This is a genomic window from Paenibacillus etheri, assembly GCF_001012825.1.
Taxonomy (GTDB): Bacteria; Bacillota; Bacilli; order Paenibacillales; family Paenibacillaceae; genus Paenibacillus_AQ; species Paenibacillus_AQ etheri.
In genome coordinates this window covers 87554-108295 of record NZ_LCZJ02000019.1, presented here as the reverse complement: position 1 = coordinate 108295, position 20742 = coordinate 87554, and the positions used below count along the sequence as shown (strand labels likewise).

Annotated in this window: 21 protein-coding genes and 1 pseudogene; 4 read left to right on the top strand and 18 right to left on the bottom strand. The window is 42.3% G+C overall.

The window, feature by feature from the left end:
* Positions 1-2: 2 nt before the first annotated feature.
* From UQ64_RS10110 to UQ64_RS10065, 10 genes are all read right to left on the bottom strand, one after another.
* Positions 3-860 (bottom strand): deoxyribonuclease IV, encoded by an 858-nt coding sequence (locus UQ64_RS10110; protein ID WP_060623363.1) that lies wholly within the window; start codon positions 858-860, stop codon positions 3-5.
* Entirely contained in the window at positions 850-1665 is an 816-nt protein-coding gene (locus tag UQ64_RS10105; RefSeq protein ID WP_060623362.1) for an Fpg/Nei family DNA glycosylase, read from the bottom strand. The genes UQ64_RS10110 and UQ64_RS10105 overlap by 11 nt, the downstream gene beginning before the upstream one ends.
* Positions 1666-1711: 46 nt before the next feature.
* Positions 1712-2500 (bottom strand): TIGR01457 family HAD-type hydrolase, encoded by a 789-nt coding sequence (locus UQ64_RS10100; RefSeq protein ID WP_060623361.1) that lies wholly within the window; start codon positions 2498-2500, stop codon positions 1712-1714.
* A 284-nt stretch (positions 2501-2784) separates the two neighbouring features.
* Positions 2785-3732, bottom strand: coding sequence for a ribonuclease Z (rnz, locus tag UQ64_RS10095; RefSeq protein ID WP_060623360.1), 948 nt, complete (start codon positions 3730-3732; stop codon positions 2785-2787).
* A gap of 144 nt (positions 3733-3876) precedes the next feature.
* Positions 3877-7254, bottom strand: a complete 3378-nt coding sequence (gene metH / locus UQ64_RS10090; protein ID WP_425339592.1) for a methionine synthase — start codon at positions 7252-7254, stop codon at positions 3877-3879.
* A 178-nt stretch (positions 7255-7432) separates the two neighbouring features.
* Positions 7433-7864 (bottom strand): FixH family protein, encoded by a 432-nt coding sequence (locus UQ64_RS10085; protein ID WP_060623358.1) that lies wholly within the window; start codon positions 7862-7864, stop codon positions 7433-7435.
* A gap of 262 nt (positions 7865-8126) precedes the next feature.
* Positions 8127-8912: an HAD family hydrolase gene (locus UQ64_RS10080; RefSeq protein WP_060623357.1), complete on the bottom strand. Its 786-nt coding sequence runs from the start codon at positions 8910-8912 to the stop codon at positions 8127-8129.
* A 33-nt stretch (positions 8913-8945) separates the two neighbouring features.
* Entirely contained in the window at positions 8946-9473 is a 528-nt protein-coding gene (locus tag UQ64_RS10075; RefSeq protein WP_060623356.1) for a hypothetical protein, read from the bottom strand.
* A 49-nt stretch (positions 9474-9522) separates the two neighbouring features.
* Positions 9523-9732, bottom strand: coding sequence for a DUF896 domain-containing protein (locus UQ64_RS10070; protein WP_042128334.1), 210 nt, complete (start codon positions 9730-9732; stop codon positions 9523-9525).
* A gap of 109 nt (positions 9733-9841) precedes the next feature.
* Positions 9842-10255, bottom strand: coding sequence for a LysM peptidoglycan-binding domain-containing protein (locus UQ64_RS10065; RefSeq protein ID WP_060623355.1), 414 nt, complete (start codon positions 10253-10255; stop codon positions 9842-9844).
* Positions 10256-10549: 294 nt separating this feature from the next.
* Between UQ64_RS10065 and lexA the strand changes: the two genes are divergently transcribed.
* From lexA to UQ64_RS10045, 4 genes are all read left to right on the top strand, one after another.
* Positions 10550-11176, top strand: coding sequence for a transcriptional repressor LexA (lexA, locus tag UQ64_RS10060; RefSeq protein ID WP_042188849.1), 627 nt, complete (start codon positions 10550-10552; stop codon positions 11174-11176).
* Positions 11177-11444: 268 nt separating this feature from the next.
* Positions 11445-11783, top strand: coding sequence for a L,D-transpeptidase (locus UQ64_RS10055; RefSeq protein WP_060623354.1), 339 nt, complete (start codon positions 11445-11447; stop codon positions 11781-11783).
* Positions 11784-11927: 144 nt separating this feature from the next.
* Positions 11928-12308: a hypothetical protein gene (locus UQ64_RS10050; protein WP_060623353.1), complete on the top strand. Its 381-nt coding sequence runs from the start codon at positions 11928-11930 to the stop codon at positions 12306-12308.
* 232 nt (positions 12309-12540) lie between these two features.
* Entirely contained in the window at positions 12541-13119 is a 579-nt protein-coding gene (locus UQ64_RS10045) for a hypothetical protein (protein ID WP_060623352.1), read from the top strand.
* Between the two features lie 98 nt (positions 13120-13217).
* Here UQ64_RS10045 and UQ64_RS10040 read toward each other — a convergent pair whose 3' ends face one another.
* The 8 genes and pseudogenes from UQ64_RS10040 to hflX all read right to left on the bottom strand — a co-directional run bounded on the left by UQ64_RS10040 (position 13218) and on the right by hflX (position 20737).
* Positions 13218-14024 (bottom strand): MBL fold metallo-hydrolase, encoded by an 807-nt coding sequence (locus UQ64_RS10040; RefSeq protein WP_060623351.1) that lies wholly within the window; start codon positions 14022-14024, stop codon positions 13218-13220.
* Complete coding sequence (locus UQ64_RS10035) at positions 13997-14497, bottom strand: cupin domain-containing protein (RefSeq protein ID WP_060623350.1); 501 nt, start codon at positions 14495-14497, stop codon at positions 13997-13999. Before UQ64_RS10035 ends, UQ64_RS10040 begins: the two co-directional genes overlap by 28 nt.
* A gap of 126 nt (positions 14498-14623) precedes the next feature.
* Entirely contained in the window at positions 14624-15247 is a 624-nt protein-coding gene (locus tag UQ64_RS10030) for a DUF4352 domain-containing protein (protein ID WP_060623349.1), read from the bottom strand.
* A gap of 209 nt (positions 15248-15456) precedes the next feature.
* Positions 15457-15567 (bottom strand): annotated as a pseudogene (locus UQ64_RS32825) (DUF5316 family protein); the annotation flags it as partial.
* 637 nt (positions 15568-16204) lie between these two features.
* A complete protein-coding gene (glnA, locus tag UQ64_RS10025) occupies positions 16205-17533 on the bottom strand; it encodes a type I glutamate--ammonia ligase (RefSeq protein WP_060623348.1) in 1329 nt (442 codons plus the stop codon).
* A 33-nt stretch (positions 17534-17566) separates the two neighbouring features.
* Positions 17567-17977: a MerR family transcriptional regulator gene (locus UQ64_RS10020; protein ID WP_042128355.1), complete on the bottom strand. Its 411-nt coding sequence runs from the start codon at positions 17975-17977 to the stop codon at positions 17567-17569.
* An 83-nt stretch (positions 17978-18060) separates the two neighbouring features.
* Positions 18061-19314: a methionine gamma-lyase family protein gene (locus UQ64_RS10015; RefSeq protein WP_060623347.1), complete on the bottom strand. Its 1254-nt coding sequence runs from the start codon at positions 19312-19314 to the stop codon at positions 18061-18063.
* A 133-nt stretch (positions 19315-19447) separates the two neighbouring features.
* Positions 19448-20737 carry a GTPase HflX gene (gene hflX, locus UQ64_RS10010; RefSeq protein ID WP_060623346.1) on the bottom strand — a complete coding sequence of 430 codons (1290 nt, stop codon included), beginning with the start codon at positions 20735-20737 and terminating at the stop codon, positions 19448-19450.
* Positions 20738-20742 lie beyond the last annotated feature (5 nt).

Below are 20742 nucleotides of genomic sequence, written 5' to 3'. Positions count from 1 at the left end.
AATTACGCCTCCGCTTCAAACCAACCACGCACAGTAGCAATTTCTTTTCGGTGGCTGCCATCCGTACCCTTCTCAGTTTCCATGACAACAGCTGAGCTTCGTAAAAGCTCGGAGGACAATAAGCTTTTCAGCCCCTGCTCTCCAATATGTCCTTGTCCGATTCCAGCGTGCCTGTCACGTCTTGAGTCAAAAGGAAACATAGAATCATTAAGATGAACAGCAACAAGATGCGGCCAAAATCCGAGTTGCTCTCCTCGTTCAAGGAAGACTTCCGTTCGCTCAGGGTTCCAGATACCAGCTGCGTAGGCGTGACAGGTGTCCAAGCAAAATCCTATTTTCTCCGGGAATTGACTAAGCTCTCGAACTTTCACGAGTTCTTCAAGCGTAATCCCTTCCGTTCCATGGTTGCCCGCTTGATTCTCAATAAGCAGCTTAGTACGACCATCCCAGGACTGAAGTACTTCATTCATACATTGTATAATATTTTGATAGCCTTGTAACGGCTCCATTCCACCAAAGTGTCCAAAATGAACAACGATGCCTAATGAACCACAAGCTTCTGCAATCTCTAGATCATTTAAGAGAGAGGCTACATAAACCTTGCGGGGAGTAACATCATCTACACTAGCCGCCATGTTAATCCCATAGGGTGTGTGAGCAATCGAAGCAATCCCTTTGTCTTGGCAAAAGAGAGCACAATCCCTCGTATCTCGTACATCCACCTGTTTGAGTTTCAAACTACGCGGATTTTTAGGGAAATATTGAAAACATGTTGCACCGCTCTCCCAAGCGAATCGGGCAGCTCTCCCATATCCACCGCGAATGCTGACATGAGCCCCTATTTTGGGACTATTCGTCATGCTGACAGTCCGGGCAATAAAACACTTTGCGTCCAGACAGTTCTGTTTTGATAATTGTTCCCCCATCACGAAGACAAGGTTCGCCTTCACGATCATACACTTTACATTGATTATTATATGATCCTGTAACTGTATCCCCAGTCATAAATGGCATTTCCATGTACCCACCAATTTCAGTAGCCTCAGTCAGTACTTTTTGGATACTTTTATAAAGACGGGCTATAGATTCCGATGTTAAATTTTGAACTAGTGCAGAAGGTAACAGTCTGGCTTCGAATGCAATCTCATCGGCGTAGCAATTCCCAACTCCAGCCATCACATGTTGATTCACTAGCAAGCTTTTGAGCGCGCCTCGTCGTCCCTTTAATAATCCTGTGAATCGTTCCAGCGTCATACGACGATCCAACAGCTCAGGTCCAAGCTTACCCATTGTGGCTTCGCTTTCCTTAACCGACAGCAAATGTAGATATCCCAAGCGAAGTCCTATGAAGTAAAGGATATGATCTCCAAATGCAATTTCGACTTGTGTGGTACGATCCGGACGTTCCTCCTCCGTACCATAAAAAATTAGTCCACCTAGCATCAAATGCATAAGTAGTCTTCGCCCATCATGAAGATGAAACAAAAGATACTTGGCACGCCGCTCCACAAAAACAACACGAGCACCAACCAATGCATTTCTAAAAGCTTCTGTTTCAATGTTAATTGATTTTTCTCTGTTCACGATCACATCAGATATTGGCACATTTATAATATGCTGACTAAGCAGCTTTCTATAATTCTCCATTTCCGGCAGTTCCGGCATAGCTCATCGTCCCCTCTAGGTTGGTGAAGTATTAAGATCCTAGCTATTATACACCGAGAAACGTTTTAAGTTCAGTTAAATCGGCACAAATCTCATCCGGTGAGATCCCGGTAAGGTTTTTATAGTGGTCAAGATTTTCTGCATTTGTTAATCCGGTAAATACAAGAACTGTACGACAGCCCGCATTTACTCCAGCTGCTATATCGGTACGCATATTATCACCGACAACCACTGCATGTTCAGGCTCGATACCAAGTAGATCTGTCGCAAATTTAATTAGATGAGATTCCGGCTTGCCAATCACTACCGGACGCACACCACTAGCGGCCTCAATCGCAGCACCAATCGTACCTGCGCCCGGCATAACGCCATCATCAGATGGCAGCATTAAGTCTGGGTTGGTGAGTACAAACTTTGCTCCTCCCAGAATCCAGCGCGAAGCTTGCGAGAGTGAAGTGTAGTTGAAGGAGCGATCGATGCCTTGTAGTACATAATCAGGTGAGTCAGTGACGATTCGGAGTCCCGCTTCGTTACAAGCCTCACGCAAACCCTCTTCTCCAAGTATCGCCACTGCAGCCCCAGGTGATTCCTCAGCTATGTAACGTGCGGCCGCCATTGATGAGGTACATACCTCTTCAGCTTTCGCATCGATTCCCATTCCACATAAATGTGCAGCAACATTTGCCGCTGTACGCGATGAATTGTTAGTAACAAATAGAAAAGGAATGCCCGCTTCGCGTAATCCTTTAATCAGTAAATCAGCACCAAGAATCATTTTATGCCCATGGTATAACGTACCATCTAGATCAATCAATAACCCTTTAATCTCTTCCATTATAAATCCCTCTATTTCCATAAGAAATTTAATTAATGTGATAAATGAATAACGGTATTAATAATCGCTAAACCTAAGCCCAGCTTAGATTTAGAACGGTTAAAAACACTTTTGGTTTGGTTATATTGTCCGCTGGTTTTCGGCAGGATTTCCAGCCGTTCGTACGTCTTTCATGCCTTGATCACTTTAAATCTAACACACTTCGTCGAAAGAAATCGAACGAGAGTCTCATCCAGCATTTTTTAGCATAGCACTGTCATTTCCTGCGCTTTCCCGGAAAATAATCATTTCCCCAATTGCCCGTTTTGTCTTCGATAAATTGGATATGCACTGAATTCCTCAGCTAACAATGTCTCTGGGAAAATGAGCTCAGCTTCTTCCAGCAAAGGAATTAACTCCTCAAAGGAACTGTAACGAGAGCTAAAATGAGTCAATAATAATTGTCCTGCATCGGCTTCCTGTGCTAGCTCTGCAGCTTGACGTGCTGTGCTGTGATGGTATTGATGCGCCATTTCTGCTAGATCATGAGCAAATGTTGCTTCATGAACAATAAGGTCTGCATGAAGTGAAAGCTCTAAAGCTCCTGAACAAGGTCTCGTGTCACCTAAGATTGTAACAATACGTCCTCTTTTAGGTTCTCTGACAACATCAGCAGCGCAGATCCGAACACCTTCATCCGTTATAACATCTTCACCTTTTTTTAATTTTCCATATATCGGTCCAGGTTTCAAGCCATAACTCTTAAGTAATTCCGTATTGAGGCTCCCGGGACTATCCTTTTCCGTTACCCGGTAACCATAGCTGTCAATACGATGCTCCAATAATGCCGCCTCCACTTTAAAGCCTTCATCCTCGAATACCGTTCCTCCTGTATGCTCGACAATCTCAATCTTGTAAGGAATCCGGGATTGGCTCACAGCTAAGGATATATCTAAGTATGCTTTCAAGCCAGGTGGTCCATAAACCGTTAACGGCGATGTTCCTCCCTGATAACCACGACTCGATAACAGACCTGGAAGGCCAAATAGATGATCTCCGTGTAAGTGAGTAATAAATATCTTTTCTAGCTTTCCTAGGCGAATTGGTGAGCGAAGAACCTGATGCTGAGTCCCTTCCCCGCAATCAAACATCCAAATACTACGTCGTTCTTCCAGTAGTCTTAATGCAATCGACGTTACATTGCGTTGTAAAGTTGGTACCCCTGCATTCGTACCCAAAAAATATAATTCCATTCTTTTTCCTCCCTTCTTCTTATTGGCTGAACGATCTCTTATCTATTCTAAACGTCCTTCTTCCAGCAAAAAACCCCCCATTTACGGGAGGTTCCGCTGAAAGGGATACAATCCCCCTACAGACCGGGTGTATAAATGAAAGAATTACAGCTTCTCTACATTAAAATACTGTGCTTCTGGATGAGCGAATACCATCGCCGAAACGGAAGCCTCGGGCTCCATCATAAAGCCTTCTGTAAGTTGGACACCGATATCCTCCGGGGATAGCAGCTTAAATAGTGGTCCCTGATCTTCTAGATCAGGGCATGCAGGATAACCAAAGGATACACGAATCCCTTGATATCTTGCTCCATGTCTTTGTTTCATGGTCATATCTGCAGGATCTGGGAAGCCCCATGTATCACGCATCATGTGATGAACGCGCTCCGCTAATCCTTCAGCTACTTCTAGCGCTACAGATTGTAAGGCATGTGAGCGTAAATAATCTCCATTTTCCTTAAGGGCTGTAGAAAGCTCACGAACACCGTGTCCCGCAGTTACTACGAGGAATCCAACATAGTCCATAATTCCACTATCGACCGACTTCAAAAAGTCCGCTAGACAGAGATAAGGCTCCACACCTTGTCTTGGGAAAGTAAAGGTATGCAGAATCTCAGCTGTATTCTGTGGATTATACACGATAATATCGTTACCACTTGATTGTGCAGGGAAGAATTGATACATCGCGTGAGGAGTAATCGTACCTTCCAGCATCGCTTGATGTAGAATGTCATCTACAGTACCTTTCAACTCAACAGTCCGCTCATCACCAGCAGCTAACTGCGCCTCTACTGAACCTCGTAGCCCCAGATGATGACCGAGCAGCATTTGCATGTTCACATAAGGGATAATATGCCCCAATGGATAATTACGAATTACATGTCGCTCTAAATCCGGTGGAATAAATACAGGTGCATCTGGAGAAATTTTGGAGCGTACTGCTCTAGTTAGCGTAGGAAGCTCTTGCTTAGGAGCAACTGCCACTGCTGATTCTGCTTCCACTCGAATTTCCTCGGCAATTTTCTCCCGTTCAACTGGGTTCATAAGCCGATTAGCAATATCTAGGCCATCCATAGCATCCTTAGCATACAGTACTAAACCATCATACTCCGGGCGTATACGTGTTTTGGTGAACTTGCGAGTCAGGGCAGCGCCGCCTACCATAATCGGAACATCAATCCCAGCCGTGCGTAAGTCTTGTGCAGTCAGCACCATCTGCTGTGCAGATTTCACGAGTAGTCCAGACAATCCGATCGCATCAGCTTTTTCACGACGAAATGCTTCGATAATATTCTCAGGTGGTACTTTTATACCCAAATTAATAATCTGATAACCATTATTCGATAAGATGATCTCTACCAAGTTCTTACCTATATCATGTACGTCGCCTTTTACGGTTGCCAGCATGATCTTACCTTTTACCGATGTCTCATCCTTCTTCATAAACTGCTCTAAATGACCAACAGAAGCCTTCATCACTTCAGCGCTTTGTAGCACCTCAGCTACGATCAACTCATTGTTATTAAACAGCCGTCCAACCTCTGACATCCCGGCCATTAACGGGCCATTGATAATCTCCAAAGGTCCTGATTTGGTAAGCGCCTCATTAAGGTCTGGAATAAGCCCTTCTTTGGTGCCTTCAACCACATACGAAGCCAAACGTTCTTCTAAAGACAGGTTAGAAATTTTTTCTTTTTTCTCAACCTTCTTCCCTCTGAAGGCAGCTACAAAAGCGGCAAGCGTGTCGTCATTCGTATTATAGATCAATTCTTCAGCAAGACGACGGTCTTCAGCAGGAATGGAAGCATAACGCTCTACCTTCTCGGTATTTACGATCGCATAATCCAATCCAGCCTTAGTGCACTCATAGAGGAATACTGAGTTCAGCACTTCACGCCCTGCTTCCGGTAATCCAAAAGAAACGTTGCTGATCCCCAAGATCGTATGAACACCTGGAAGAGCTTCTTTGATCAAACGAATTCCATCAATGGTTTCTTTGGCAGAGCCAATATATTGTTCATCCCCCGTTCCTACAGGGAACACAAGCGTGTCGAAAATAAGATCTTCTCCAGCTAATCCGTATTTGTTCACTAGTAAGTCATAGGAACGTTTGGCAACTTCCAGTTTGTCCGTAGCCTTGATTGCTTGTCCTGTCTCATCAATCGTACCTACAACGATAGCTGCGCCATACTTATGAATCAAAGGAGTGACCAGCTCGAATTTTTCTTCACCATCTTCAAGGTTAATGGAGTTAATTATAGCCTTACCTTGACAGTATTGTAGTGCCAAATCAATAACCTTCGGATCGGTAGTATCGATCATCAGAGGAACTTTAACCTTTTTGACAACTAGTTCAAGAAAGAGCTTAATATCCTCAGTCTCATCACGGTCCGGATCTTGCACGCAGACGTCAATGACTTGTGCTCCGCTCTTCACCTGTGCACGGGCAATTTCTGAGGCTTCCTCATATTTACCTTCGACGATTAGACGTTTAAACTTGCGCGAACCCAATACATTCGTGCGTTCACCTACCATGTATGGACGGTTGTCGTTCTCAATATAGATAGGCTCAATCCCTGAAAGTGCAGGTGGATGATTCCCTGCAAGCGGACGTGGCGGGTACTGTGAGAGTGCCTCCGACATAGCACGAATATGTTCTGGTGTCGTTCCGCAGCAACCCCCAGCAATGTTAAGCCATCCCTTTTCTGCAAACGCAGCAATTTTACGGGCAAGAGAATCAGGAGATTCATGATAATGTCCATTCTCATCTGGCAACCCAGCGTTCGGATAACAACTCACAGCCGCTGAAGAGATTGCAGAAAGCGAACGAATATGATCCCGCATGAACTCTGGACCCGTCGCACAGTTCAAACCAATAGAGATAGGCTTCAGATGTTCTAATGAAATATAGAATGCTTCAATGTTCTGACCGGCAAGTGTTGTACCCATCGGCTCTATCGTGCCCGAAATCATCACTGGCAATTTGATACCCGTCTTCTCAAACGCATTTCGAATGCCTATACTTCCTGCTTTCACGTTCAAAGTATCCTGAGAGGTCTCTAGCAATAAGGCATCCACTTGACCATCAATTAATGCCACTGCCTGTTCCTCATAGCTATCAACGAGCTCTTGGAAAGTAACGCCCCCTGTAACAGAGAGAGTCTTTGTTGTAGGACCCATTGCACCTACGACATATCGAGGACGATCTGGTGTATCATATTTATCAACAGCATTGCGAGCTAACTTGGCTGCAACCAAATTAATTTCACGTGCCCGCTGCGGAATATCATATTCAGCAAGTACAACAGATGTTGCACCAAATGTATTCGTTTCTATGAGATCAGCACCTGCTTCGAGATACTGCTCATGAATGGTCTGAATTACTTCTGGACGGGTTAATACTAGCATTTCATTACAGCCATCCAATTCTTCTCCACCAAAATCCTCACCTGTCAGAGGCACCTGTTGGATCATTGTGCCCATTGCACCATCTAGAATTAATATTCTTTGTTGTAAGCTTTCCTCAAGTGTATATTTAGCCAACGTATAGTCCCCCCAGTAAAACATTAGAGTAAGTTTAGCAGAATAAAGGAATTTCGGAAAGCCTTCCTTTCCAATCTGCATTATCTGTAATCATAGGATATCATTGCTATTCTTTTAATTATGGTTTCACAGAGAGTTCCTTATTAGGCATAGAATGCTGAGTTCTAGCAGTTACGTGTGATGTAACAATATATTGCCCTTCTTTCTCAAGTGTTCCTTCTGCTTGATAGATTCCATCACCGACTAGCTTCCCTTTAAGTTCAATTTTCTGTTCACTATCATCTTTACTCGCAATTTCGAATAGAACCTCTTTCGCATCATCCACTGCCAAGGCGTCTTGCGTCACCACAGCCTCAAAGGTCACCTTCTGATTTACAACAACCTCTTCAGGACTCCAATGTAACTCGACCTTGATAGGTTCCATAGACATGTCCATGTTCATATTCATATTATGTACGCCAGAATGTTTGGTTTGGTCTGATGAACATCCTCCCAGTACTAAAAGTGTTGCACCTAATAATAAAGGAACTATTGTTCTTGAAATCTTCATTTAGAGCCCTCCCAGCCGATTTGAGTACTAAGAATCTACCAATTCATGTTATACATTCTCCATCTATTATACACATTATTATTGGTTTTTCAGTATTTCGCATCAATTCAGCTTAACTCTTGTGACTTAAATCATATACTGGAAAATCTCATCAACCTTACTAAGTATGATGTAGATATAAAGAAAGACAGCAAGCCTCCTAGTAAACCAGGAACTCACTGCCTTCTTAAGGCTTAAATGAATGAACTTCTCTTACTCAACTTTATAAAGATTGGACTAATGAAAGAAGCTCTCCAAGATGTTTGATTTCATAATCCGGCTGAATTTCTGGATCTGGCTGTTTGCCTTTTCTATTAATCCAAACCGTAGTCAACCCTGTTGCCAACCCACCACGAATATCCGTTGTAAGCTTATCACCGACCATAACCCCTTGCTCAGGTGCAATATCTAGAAGCTCTAGGGCATGCAGAAAAATATCCTTATCTGGCTTTCCTTTGCCGAAGCTTCCGGAAATCACAATGTGATCAAAGAAAGGAACGATTTCAGGCACGCCGTCTAGTTTCTCTTGTTGCAATGCAGGACATCCGTTAGTCAAAAGCAATAACTTTACTTTTCCCTTCAGTTCTTCAAGCACCTGAATCGTTTCTTCATAGATGTAAGGCCGATTTCTACGCTCTGCTGCGAATTTAGCTGCTAATGTCTCAGCAAGAGCTTCGTCCTCTACACCAAGTGCTGCAAGACCTCGACGCCACGCCTCTTTACGGTATCCCGGTGCAAGCTGCTCCAATTGACGGAATTCCGGTTGTTCACCTGCAGTAAAGTTCCCCCAAAGCGCTTCAAACGGATTAATCCCAATCATTTTTGTAAATTGGTTCGTTTCGTAGGATTCATATAACCCTATGGCTTCTTTACGCACCGCAAGTTCCAGTTCTTGTGGATCAATCGTATCCCCAGCGGCTTCACATGCAGAACGAAATGCTTCATTTACGCTCCGATCATCCCAGAGCAGTGTATCATCAAGGTCAAATAGTACGGCGGAAATTGGCATTACAGGTCTCCCTCTCCCATAGCTGGTTAATTTCTAATCGTGAACTACTTCAATTTGGTGAGCTTTTGCGAATGCTTCCAGTCGAGTCCCCATCGCGTTTGTATCATAACGATTCATAAGTCTGGTGAAAATCCATTTCGTGCGTTTGCCCTTATGCTTAATGACAACAGCTCCACGTGAAAGGATGATTTTCTCAATATCAGAAGCTGTTAAGTAGCGTTCGCGATTGAATTTTATAGTAGATAGTCTAGCATTCTCCACCTTCAAATATGGACGTCGGAAGAACAGAAGTGCCGCAAGTAAGTAGTACAAAACGACCCCTAGCCAGTTCATTAGCATACCATTGCCTTTGGCCTGATCCACTGAACCAATCATCCAAAACATAGTACCAAGCACTAATAACACTACCGGAAATGCAATGTTACGGCCTTTAAAGGTTTCGCTGTTCTTACCAGGAGATTTCGATTTATATGCGTAAATCGTTTCCTTCCCCTGTTTCTTTCTTTGCTTGTTAATTTGCTGTGTGTTGCGTTGAACCATTCTTTCCCAAGAACGGGCCATATGCGTTCCCCCTAGTCATCCAGTAATATCTATGAAAAGGAACAGGGAGTTAATGCTTAAGCCCCTTGTTACCTTGTTCATGCTCATCATTATCGACCAATTCAATCGTATTCAATTGTGCTCGGAAGTTATTGCGAATATTCCCCAAATAAATCTCACGAAGCTTGGCGCGTTCCGCCGTTTCCTCTTGATTAAGGCCTACGCTCTTCTGTTTGCGTGCCAATTCGTTAATACGCGCGACCAACTCATCAATATTCAAAACTTTCCCTCCCCTTATAAATTAATTCTAACTCTGCCATGAGAAAAAGAGCTTGTCAAGGTTTACTCCCTGCAAGCTCTTCATGTCCTCTTATTATGTTCTTAGAATATTAATAAATAGGTAAAGTAAGAATATCTCCAGCATTAATCTGACTGCCTTTAATGCCATTGAATTTTTTAATTCCTTCTATATATACAGCCGTCTTCATATCAGAAGGTTTATTCTCAAGAGCAATACTCCAAAGTGTATCTCCACGTTCAACCACTACGCGCTTCTCGTCCTTCATTAAAGTAGTAGATCCTGCAAATACATTGCCTACTACTGTAAGTCCTGATAGTACGAGCACTATGATTAATGTCAGTTTAATAACAAGATCTCTCCGGAACAAACGCATCAATCCTACAAGCAAAAGATCTGTAATCTCTTTAATCTTAGTTGAATAACGGGTAACAGGATTATGTCCTAAAGATTCAACCACTGGGGCTTTATCGTAGATGCTACGGTATGTACTGTATTTTAACATGAATATCATCCTCCAAACACTTGTTCTTACTTTTGAAATTATAATAACACGAACATGTGTTTTGTTCAATACTATTTTAGAACAATTGTTCTCTTTTTTTTGTAAAGAGCCAACCACCCTATCATCCATAAAGATATCAATCTGATCATTGTTATGAAGTTCACTTTATCAATACGAGACTACCATTTATTAACTCTTTCGAATTAATATTTATAATAGTTAGAACTTATGTTTGTGCGAACGGTAGTTCTATGTTATAATTTTCCCAAACATTACTATATGGGGTTGATTCCAATGTCAAAGATTTCAAGTCGCCAGCTGGCGATCCTGGAATTTATACGTAGCGAAGTCCGCAGCAAGGGTTATCCTCCTTCCGTCCGGGAGATTGGAGAAGCTGTTGGTCTTGCTTCCAGCTCCACAGTTCACGGTCATTTGGATCGGCTAGAGAAGAAGGGACTTATCCGTCGAGATCCAACGAAGCCTCGTGCGATAGAATTACTTGGCCAAGAGGATTCCGAGAATGTCCATCATTTCGCACAAACCGTCGCTCGCATTCCTGTCGTAGGAAAGGTTACCGCCGGGGTACCTATCACCGCTACTGAGAATATTGAAGACTATTTCCCGCTCCCAACTCACTATGTTGGAGATAACAAAGTATTTATGTTATCGGTTCAAGGTGACAGTATGGTAGAAGCAGGGATTATGAATGGTGACTATGTAATTGTTCGTCAACAACAAACGGCTGATAACGGAGATATCGTTGTAGCTATGACCGAAGAAGATGAAGCAACCGTTAAGACCTTTTATAAAGAACGTGATCATATACGTCTTCAGCCGGAGAATCCGGCTTACGAGCCTCTTCGCCTTAATCGCGTAACCATTCTCGGCAGAGTTATCGGATTATTTCGAGATATCCACTAAGCATGCACTCCTACCAAGCAAAAACGGATACCGTCCTTTAGAGGACGGTATCCGTTTCTACGAGAAGTATAAGGATAATGTATACCGTAAAATATATGCTTCCTTATATTTTTATAAAAGCTGTTACGCAAATGCGGAACAGCTTTTTTTGTTATCTAACTCCAATAGTCCTTTCAGAACATTTGTTCTCATAGGCTAAAATGGCCATTTTTAATGAATAACGTTTAGGCATCCTGTTCATATCCTAATTAGAAAGGAGTGTTGCACAATGCCAAATTACCGAATTATAGTAGATCTGACGCAGCGTATGCTGTATCTTCTTGACAACGACATTGTGATCAGGGGCTTCCCGGTCGGAATCGGTAAAATGTTAACACAGTCACCAGTGGGTGAATTCACTATCATTAACAAACAGCCCGATCCAGGTGGTCCATTTGGAGTCTTTTGGATGGGTCTATCTAAGCCACACTATGGGATACATGGAAATAACGATCCCGCATCCATAGGACACGAAGTTTCCCACGGTTGTATTCGTATGTACAATGAGGATGTTTTAGCTCTAGCTGCGATTGTTCCGATTGGAACACGAGTAACGATCAGGAATTAAATCTATCCATAGATAAACATGCCTCACTCATACAATGGGTGGGGTGTGTTTGTAATTAAGTATTTTTGATGGCGTAATAGGAATTATGCGGTTATATGTCGAATAATGTTAACAGGATTTCAAACTGAAAGGAAGTGTCTTGTTTTGAACAACTCAAAAATTAGAACCCTCGTCGATTTTAAAGTCGATGCACTTGTTAAACTCTCTGGCTTATTGTTAAATAATGATCAAGCTAGCGGAAAAAAAGTAAATCTACTCACCTCATTTGGCAGTATTCAAGGGACAATCTCCCCTTCGGCCTCCAATAAAGAGGATGTTTTTGACTTAAAATCTCTAATGGATGATGTCATTGTAGACGAATACATATCTTATTTAGGTGCGGAACATCCGGATAAAAATTTCAGCTATAACTTTGTAGTCCTTAATGATGTTTCTGTAAGATCCTATGCTAACTATGAATCTCCGATCGAATACAAACAGCTAATTGTTTATACCGATCAAATCACAGCCTTCAACTTCTTATGATTTTGACATATTTATTTTAAAAAATATCATCAAAGCACTCAGTAACTGCCCAAATTTTGCACTCAGCTTGCAGAATCGGAAGATCTCTGGGTGCTTTCTCTTTTTCTAATCAATAGTCGTTCCTAAATTTCCATGATTTTCGCTTTTAACAGATACTAGTAGGGAGGATTCAGGCATATCTTTCAATAAGCAATAAATCTTGCTCTACTGAGATCATTGGAGGTGTGATTACATGCTGATCTTCCTGATGTACATGTTTGCCATTTTAGGAGTAGTCTTAATTCTAAGTGCCGGTATTCTAGAATTAAAAAAATTGTCTACTACTTCTGAACTTTCCAAGCTGTTAAACGCTATCTCATCTTTTAACATCATTTTCACCAAAACATATATCCCCCCCAATCAATCTCACTTAATCGCCCTAAACGAACCTTATAAAAAAATAGCAATCGGTACCAGCAACCCGAAGACAAGCAAAAAAGCAATAGCAAAGCTTTACTCCTTCGACAATATTATGGGATCAGAGATTGTTGTTAACGCACTAACCCTTTCAAAAGTATCTAAAAGACAGCAAAACAGCAAAACTACTGCTTCAAGTGCGGATATTCATGTGTTTAATAGTGCTGACGAAGAGGTTGATGTTATCGAGGAACTTACGCTTAAAATATATATGAACAGCAACGAAATGCCCATGTACAGTATTTCCTTCTTGCCAGGCTTATTGCCTATTAAACAATCCGACAACGAGTACAAAGAAGCCTACTCCCAAGTACAACAATTGCATACATTTTTCAGGTCGATCGTATCCCAATAAACACCCTTTTTAGAATTTATCACAAAGCAAAAGAATGACAAAAAAACGGTCCTTTTTTGAGGGCCGTTTTCACTGCTTATTTAATAGCATCTATTTATTTAAAATTGCACGCTAAACCCGTTAAACTGGTGGATGCCCGTACCATGAGCGACAAGATTCTGTTCACGCAAAGTACGAACCGCTTTCTTAACCTCTTGCAAAATAGATCGATCTAGACCTAACGTATTATGAGAGCCGAATACTTGGGTCACATTTGGAATTTGCGCAATCTTTTCTAAAGAAGCCACTAAATCGACCGGACTAGTCGAAGGATAAAAAGCATAAACAGGTGTAGCATCATACAATAAATCCCCTGTAAACAGATACCCGTTGGCATGATCAAATATGCTAATATGGCCAGGCGAATGACCCGGAGTGTGGTAAATTTCTAATCTACGCCCTCCTATGTTAAGCACATCCCCTTCTTGCAATAGAGCTGTTGGGTTACCTTGAAAAGGCGTATACGTATTAGGATTAAATGTCTCAGGAACAGGAAGAGTAATGTCTCGGCTCATATCTTTTCTGATCTGGGCAAGGGACAAACCTTGTATTCCATTGATCAGCCAATCCTCATCCGCTTTATGAACATAGATTGTTTCGAATTGTCCATGACTGCCTATATGGTCTGCATGCACATGCGTAGTGATGACAGCGATTGGTAAATCCGTTAACTGATCCGTTATTCTTTTTATATTATCGATGCCTAATCCCGTATCAATCAACACAGCTTGTTCTTTCCCTAACAGTAAAAAAGAATGCACCTTTTCCCAATGCCCATATTCACTAATTGCATAGCTTGTCGGATCAACTTCCGTTACTGTGAACCATCGATCTTTAATCAAGTATGATCCTCCATTCCCTTCCATTTATCCCGGATCTGTTCTTCACCTTTATAATAATCCGCCTGTTGATCCGCTTTATAGATTTCTTGATACGGGAGAATATTGATTTTACCTGAGTCTGGATATTCACAAACATCTATACCCTGATTTGTTCGGAGATCAAGATACCGGCAAGGTACCTCCGTATGATTATAAAGTTGATGCGCACCTTCCGGTCCCATTTCAAAAAATATCACATCACCTTCAGAAACTTCCGTAAAACCCTCGGGAGTTCTTAACATCGCTCTTCCCGTTAAAATCACAAATATCTCCTCAGCGTTTCTATGAAAATGGTAAGGAAAAGAATATTTATCTGGATCAAGCGATCTTATGTCAAAGACAAGATGTTTAGAATTAGCTATTTCAGCTAATCTCTCACTCGTTTGCCAAGCAAACTCAGGAATCGGAGATAACTTCTGTTTAAAAGAAACCGTATTTTCATTAAAAATCTTCGCCAATTATAACCCCCCTTTTATGCTGTTCTTTCAATATAATTCGTATGGTACTTTATGTAAATATGATTATCAGGTTTAACAATAAAAAAAGCCCCCCAGCTTTGGCGAGACTCTTATATGTGAGTTATCCTATTTATTTTGAAAAACGATTTTGATTTCTCCATCTGAACTAAAACTTAAAACCGTAAAATCAGTATTGATTTCAAGCTCTTTCCAATCCTTAGGAAGCTGGTAAGCGAGTTTGCCACGAATTTTCTTTCCAGCAGCTAAAGCGCCGTCCATTGTTCCTACTTGACTATCCAAAGTATGAGCCATTAGATCTTCATTTATAGAGAAGCTGTCTTGGTATGCATTGAACATTAGCATAGAGCTTACCATATAATCTTTACTGGAAATATTCTCGAGTATAATTCCAACTTCTACAAATTCATTACCCTCTGATGGTTGTACATAATCGTTTCCCTTCGGCTTTTCCAGAGACTCAACTGTAAGCTTAAAATTCTTAGTTGTGATGGTTTGTCCAACTTCAGTTATCATCGTTTCCTTTGGCTCTTCAGTAGGCTTGCTGGTAGGCTTTTCTGTTGCGGCTGGTTTCTCTGTTGCAGCAGCATCATCTACCTTTGCCACTGCCGGTTCAGATTTTGTTACTGTAGGCTCACTATCATTCCCCTGTGATCCAATCACCCCTATTACAACAAAAACAATAATGAGCCAAAACCACCATTTTTTAAAAAAAGGTTTCTTTGTTTTCAATATTCTACTTCCTCTCAGATAATATCCATTTCCAACTTTTGCTAGGAAAATATACCCATATTATCCTATGAAAGATATACCTTTGCAAGAAAAATATAAAATAATGTCAGATGATCGCATGAATTGTGACTGTTATATTAAATTCCATTTTACTATAACTATTAATACAAAAAAACTCAAGGCCAAAGGCTACTTGAGTGAGGTAAATATCACAATAAATATATGACTCCAGCTATAACCAAGGAAAGAATGCCTCCTAAAGCTGACCAATTCGCCACTTTGTTTTTAATTTTACGGTCTTCTTTGGATTCCGAATAAAAATTCCCTCTTTGCTTTTAACATTATTCCCCACCTCTAATTAAAAAAATTTAATAGTTCTGTTTTTTAGGGCATTGGAATAGTAACATGATGCACAAAATAGAGGAGTCATTGGCATAATTACAGGTGCTATATTTTTGTGGAGATTGGAATTATAAGGCTTCTGTTGTCTCCTTATTTCCTGGCTAAACTGAGGAAGATGGAAGAAACGTCGATAGTTCATATCCGTTTTAGAATTTTTCATGGATCTCAGTCAGTTTGGATCCCCGCTCTAACAAGTCACCATCACCCTCGGCGAGTATCGGACTCCAGTAACATTAGGACCGCTGCGTCCAAGAGCGGCTTCATACGTGAATCTGTAACCTAATTAAACAACTAATTTAGCGAAGTTTGAGAATCTCAGCGTTAACACAACGAGTATCACTTTCCCAAATTATCACTTCCGCTTCACAGAACGCCTTCGGTTCAAATCACCTGAAATAACTTATCCTTAAAATTTGAAGCTCACATTCTAACATCCTCCAATAACCGTAACGATTTGTGGGTATTTTGTGGGTTTATCATCAATGAAATGCTCAGAATGCTGACTTAACCACAAAAAAAACCCTTAACACCAAAGGTGTCAAGGGTTAGAAAGTTCTAGTAAAGAGTCATATATTGCGCTCTTTCCCACTCGTGAACTTGTGTGCGGTAGATATCCCATTCGATTTCTTTTAGCTCGTAGAAGTGAGCCAGGGCATGTTCGCCGAGAGCTTCGGTAATAACATGGCTGCGGATCATTTCGCTAAGTGCTTCTTTCAAATCGGATGGCAAGCTTGGAATGCCTTCTTCAATACGCTCTTCTTCAGACATCACATAGATGTTACGGTCAATTGGAGCTGGAAGATCAAGCTTACGCTTAATTCCGTCTAGCCCAGCTTTCAACATAACAGCAAGTGCGAGGTAAGGGTTAGCTGCTGGGTCCGGGTTACGAACCTCAACGCGTGTGCTAAGACCTCTAGAAGCCGGGATACGAATCATTGGGCTGCGGTTACTTGCAGACCAAGCTACATAGCAAGGTGCTTCATAACCAGGAACAAGGCGTTTGTATGAGTTCACTGTTGGGTTAGTAATCGCTGCAAAAGCACGAGCGTGCTTCAAAATACCAGCCATGTAGTAACGTGCAGTTTTGCTCAGACCCAGTTTGTCGCTTTCGTCGTAGAACATGTTTTCTTTGCCTTTAAACAAGGATTGGTGAGCGTGCATACCAGATCCGTTGATACCGAACAATGGTTTAGGCATAAAAGTTGCATGCAGGCCGTGTTGACGGGCTACCGTTTTCACGACGAGCTTAAAGGTTTGAATTTGGTCAGCAGCAGTAATCGCGTCAGCATATTTAAAGTCAATTTCATGCTGGCCGGAAGCTACTTCATGGTGGGAAGCTTCGATTTCAAAGCCCATTTCTTCAAGGGTCAGTACGATTTCGCGACGACAATTTTCCCCTAAATCCGTTGGCGCTAAGTCGAAATATCCACCTTGGTCGTTCAATTCCGTAGTAGGATTGCCTCTTTCGTCTGTCTTGAATAGGAAGAATTCAGGTTCTGGCCCAACGTTCATAGCTGTGAAACCCATTTCTTCTGCTTCCTTCAGACAACGTTTGAGGATACCACGCGGGTCTCCAGCAAAAGGTGTCTGATCTGGCATGTAAACATCACAGATCAAACGTGCTACGCGGCTATCTGTCACCCAAGGGAAGATTACCCATGTATCAAGGTCAGGGAAGAGATACATATCGGATTCTTCAATCCGAACGTAACCTTCGATGGAAGAACCATCAAACATCATTTTGTTATCAAGTGCTTTTTCCAATTGGCTAACTGGAATCTCTACATTCTTGATAGTACCTAATAGATCCGTAAATTGCAGACGAATAAAACGAACATTCTCTTCCTTGGCAATGCGCAAAATATCCTCTTTAGAAAAGCTCATGTGATCCTCTCCCTTTCGAACTTCTATATATTATTATTTATTAAAAAACCGGGATAACTCACCTTGAATCAGAGACACTTGTCCCGGTCTTTTACCGGAAACTAGTTCTTGCTTCAACATTCGATGAAGCTGGGAATCGGATAACTCTCTACGTCTAACCTCTGTATCAGGGGTAATAACAGTAGCTTCCTCGGATTCCTTAGAGACAGGATTCATTACTTGCTTAATGCCAGCAATATTAACACCCTTCTCGATCAGAGCTTTGATTTCTAATAGGCGCTCAACATCATTAAAAGAGAACAAACGCTGATTCCCCGACGTACGTGCTGGTACGATCAGACTGTGCTGCTCATAATAACGAATTTGTCTCGCGGACAAATCAGTCAGCTTCATTACAATTCCAATAGGAAATAGTGCCATATTTCTGCGGATTTCATCACCCATGACTCATCCAACCTTCCAATGATCTTTTTCTGATCTCATTGTACATTTCCTAATACAGCGTGTCAATGGTATGTGAGATATTCTTACAGCAATTTTCTTTCACGCATACTTTGAAGTGCCATTAAAACGCCATATTTAACATGTGAATAGGTTAATCCACCTTGCATATAGCCAATATAAGGAGCTCGTATAGGCGCATCTGCAGATAACTCCAAGCTTCCACCTTGTATAAACGTACCTGCCGCCATAATAACAGGGTGTTCATAACCAGGCATATCCCAAGGCTCTGGTACCACATGGCTGTCCACAGCGGCAGCGCGTTGTATACCCTGAACAAAGGCAATTAAGTGTTCTGGCCCATCAAAGGAAACCGCCTGAATCAAATCTGTACGCGGCTCGTTCCACGCCGGTTTTGTCTCAAACCCGCAACGCTGAAAGACGGATGCAGCAAAAACACTTCCCTTTAAAGCTTGTCCTACAGTGTGCGGAGCCATAAACAATCCTTGGTAAAGCCCACGAGTTGTTCCTAACATAGCCCCTACTTCACCACCGATGCCAGGAGCGGTTAATCGATAAGCTGCCAATTCCACAAGATCCTGTCGGCCACAGATATATCCACCCGTCTCAGCAATACCCCCACCTGGATTCTTAATCAACGATCCTGCTACTAGATCCACACCAACCTGTGGAGGCTCAAGCTCTTCGGTAAACTCACCATAACAATTGTCGACGAAAACAATCACTTCCGGTTTCAACACTTTTACCCTCGAAGTCATCTCACCAATTTCAGCCACTGTGAAAGAAGCTCGCCAATCATATCCTCGTGACCTTTGGATTCCAATCACTTTAGTATTTTCGTTAACAACGAGAGCTACCTCATCCCAATCGATCTTTCCCTCTGCTGTAAGAGCAACCTCTCGGTAAGTGATTCCGAAATCTGCGAGAGAGCCTGTCCCATCACCTGTGTGACCAATCACCTTATGTAAGGTATCGTACGGACGTCCTGTGATGTAAAGGAGCTCATCTCCTGGACGCAGTACACCAAATAGGGCTGTTGATATGGTATGTGTTCCTGAAGCGAAATGCGGGCGTACCAGAGCAGATTCCGCACCAAAAACGTCAGCATAGACAAGATCCAACACTTCACGGCCACGGTCATTATACGCATACCCCGTTGAGCCGGCAAAGTGAAAATCACTGACTTGATGACGCTGAAACGCTTCAATAACCTTCCATTGATTCTTATCTACAATACGATCAAGGGCTTTGACAGCGCCTTCTATTTCAACTTCTGCGGCCTCTGCCGCGCTCAAAATATCCTCTGCAAAAACTACCATTCGTTCTGATTCGCTCCTTACATTTACTTGCCATCATAATGACAGAAAGCGGCAGTAAACTGACGCTTTCTAGATTAGCTATTATTTTATACCTATAAACGAAGCATTTCCACTTTAGGAATGACCCACAAGATTACTGCTGGTCCACAAAATCAGCAAGCATGTAACCCCATTTGTCATAATCCTCTTTATTAAGACGAACGTTATAGAGCACATCGTTCTCATCATAAGTCGTTTCCAGAACCTCTCCCACCCTGTAGAGCAAGGAAGAAATGTCGCCTCGGTCTCCGGGAATACGGAAGTTGAGAGTGTCGCCAGCCAGTTCATCAGCGATAATCTCGGTAATTCGAGTTAAATCCTCCGGATTAAATGCACTGATCTTCAAGTATCCTGTACCTGTTGGCAACATTTCCAGTTGCTCAGGCTGACATAGATCGATTTTATTAAAAAGCACGATTTGCGGTGTACCAGCTGCACCTAAGTCCTGCAAAATGGATTGAACGATCTCCATCTGTTCCTCACGCATGGGTGAAGAGGCATCCACCACATGAAGCACCAAATTGGCCTCATTTACTTCCTCAAGCGTTGCACGGAACGATGCGACAAGATCATGTGGAAGATTCTGAATGAAGCCTACAGTATCCGTAAGCACAACCTCTTTACCACCTGCTAGCTCAAGTACACGTGAAGTAGGGTCCAGTGTGGCAAACAACTGGTTTTCAATATAGACATCCGCATCCGTCAGTTGCTTAAGCAGCGTTGATTTACCTGCATTCGTATACCCAACAAGTGCGACTTGCACTGCTCCCGCCTTGCGGCGACGCTCCCGATGTAGCTCACGTGTCTTAACAACCTCATCCAGCTGGCGTTTCAGCTCCGTAATCCGATCACGAATATGTCGGCGATCGGTTTCCAGTTTACTTTCACCCGGACCTCTGGTACCAATTCCTCCACCTAGTCTGGATAAGTTCTTCCCTTGACCGGAAAGCCGAGGTAACAGATAGGACAGTTGTGCTAGCTCAACCTGGATAATCCCTTCTCGCGTCTTCGCACGCCCCGCAAAAATATCCAGAATAAGCTGCGTCCGGTCAATAATTTTTAGATCTAGAGCCTCCTCAAGGTTCCGTACTTGAGCACCAGACAATTCTTGATCAAAGATAGCTGTATTTGCTCCGAGAGCATCAGCAGCCATTCGTAGCTCTTCTACTTTACCTTTACCAATAAACCATCTAGAATCAGGCGTTTCCTTGTTTTGACGCAGCACATCCAGAACTTCAACACCAGCCGTTTCGGCTAATTGCACTAATTCCTGTAGTGAAAGCTCTGGATCAATTCCGGTTCTTTTAATTTTATCTGTGACGAGACTTACCAGTATTGCTCGATCTTGTACATCTGTTTCTGTATCATGCGTAGTTATTGCCATGTATG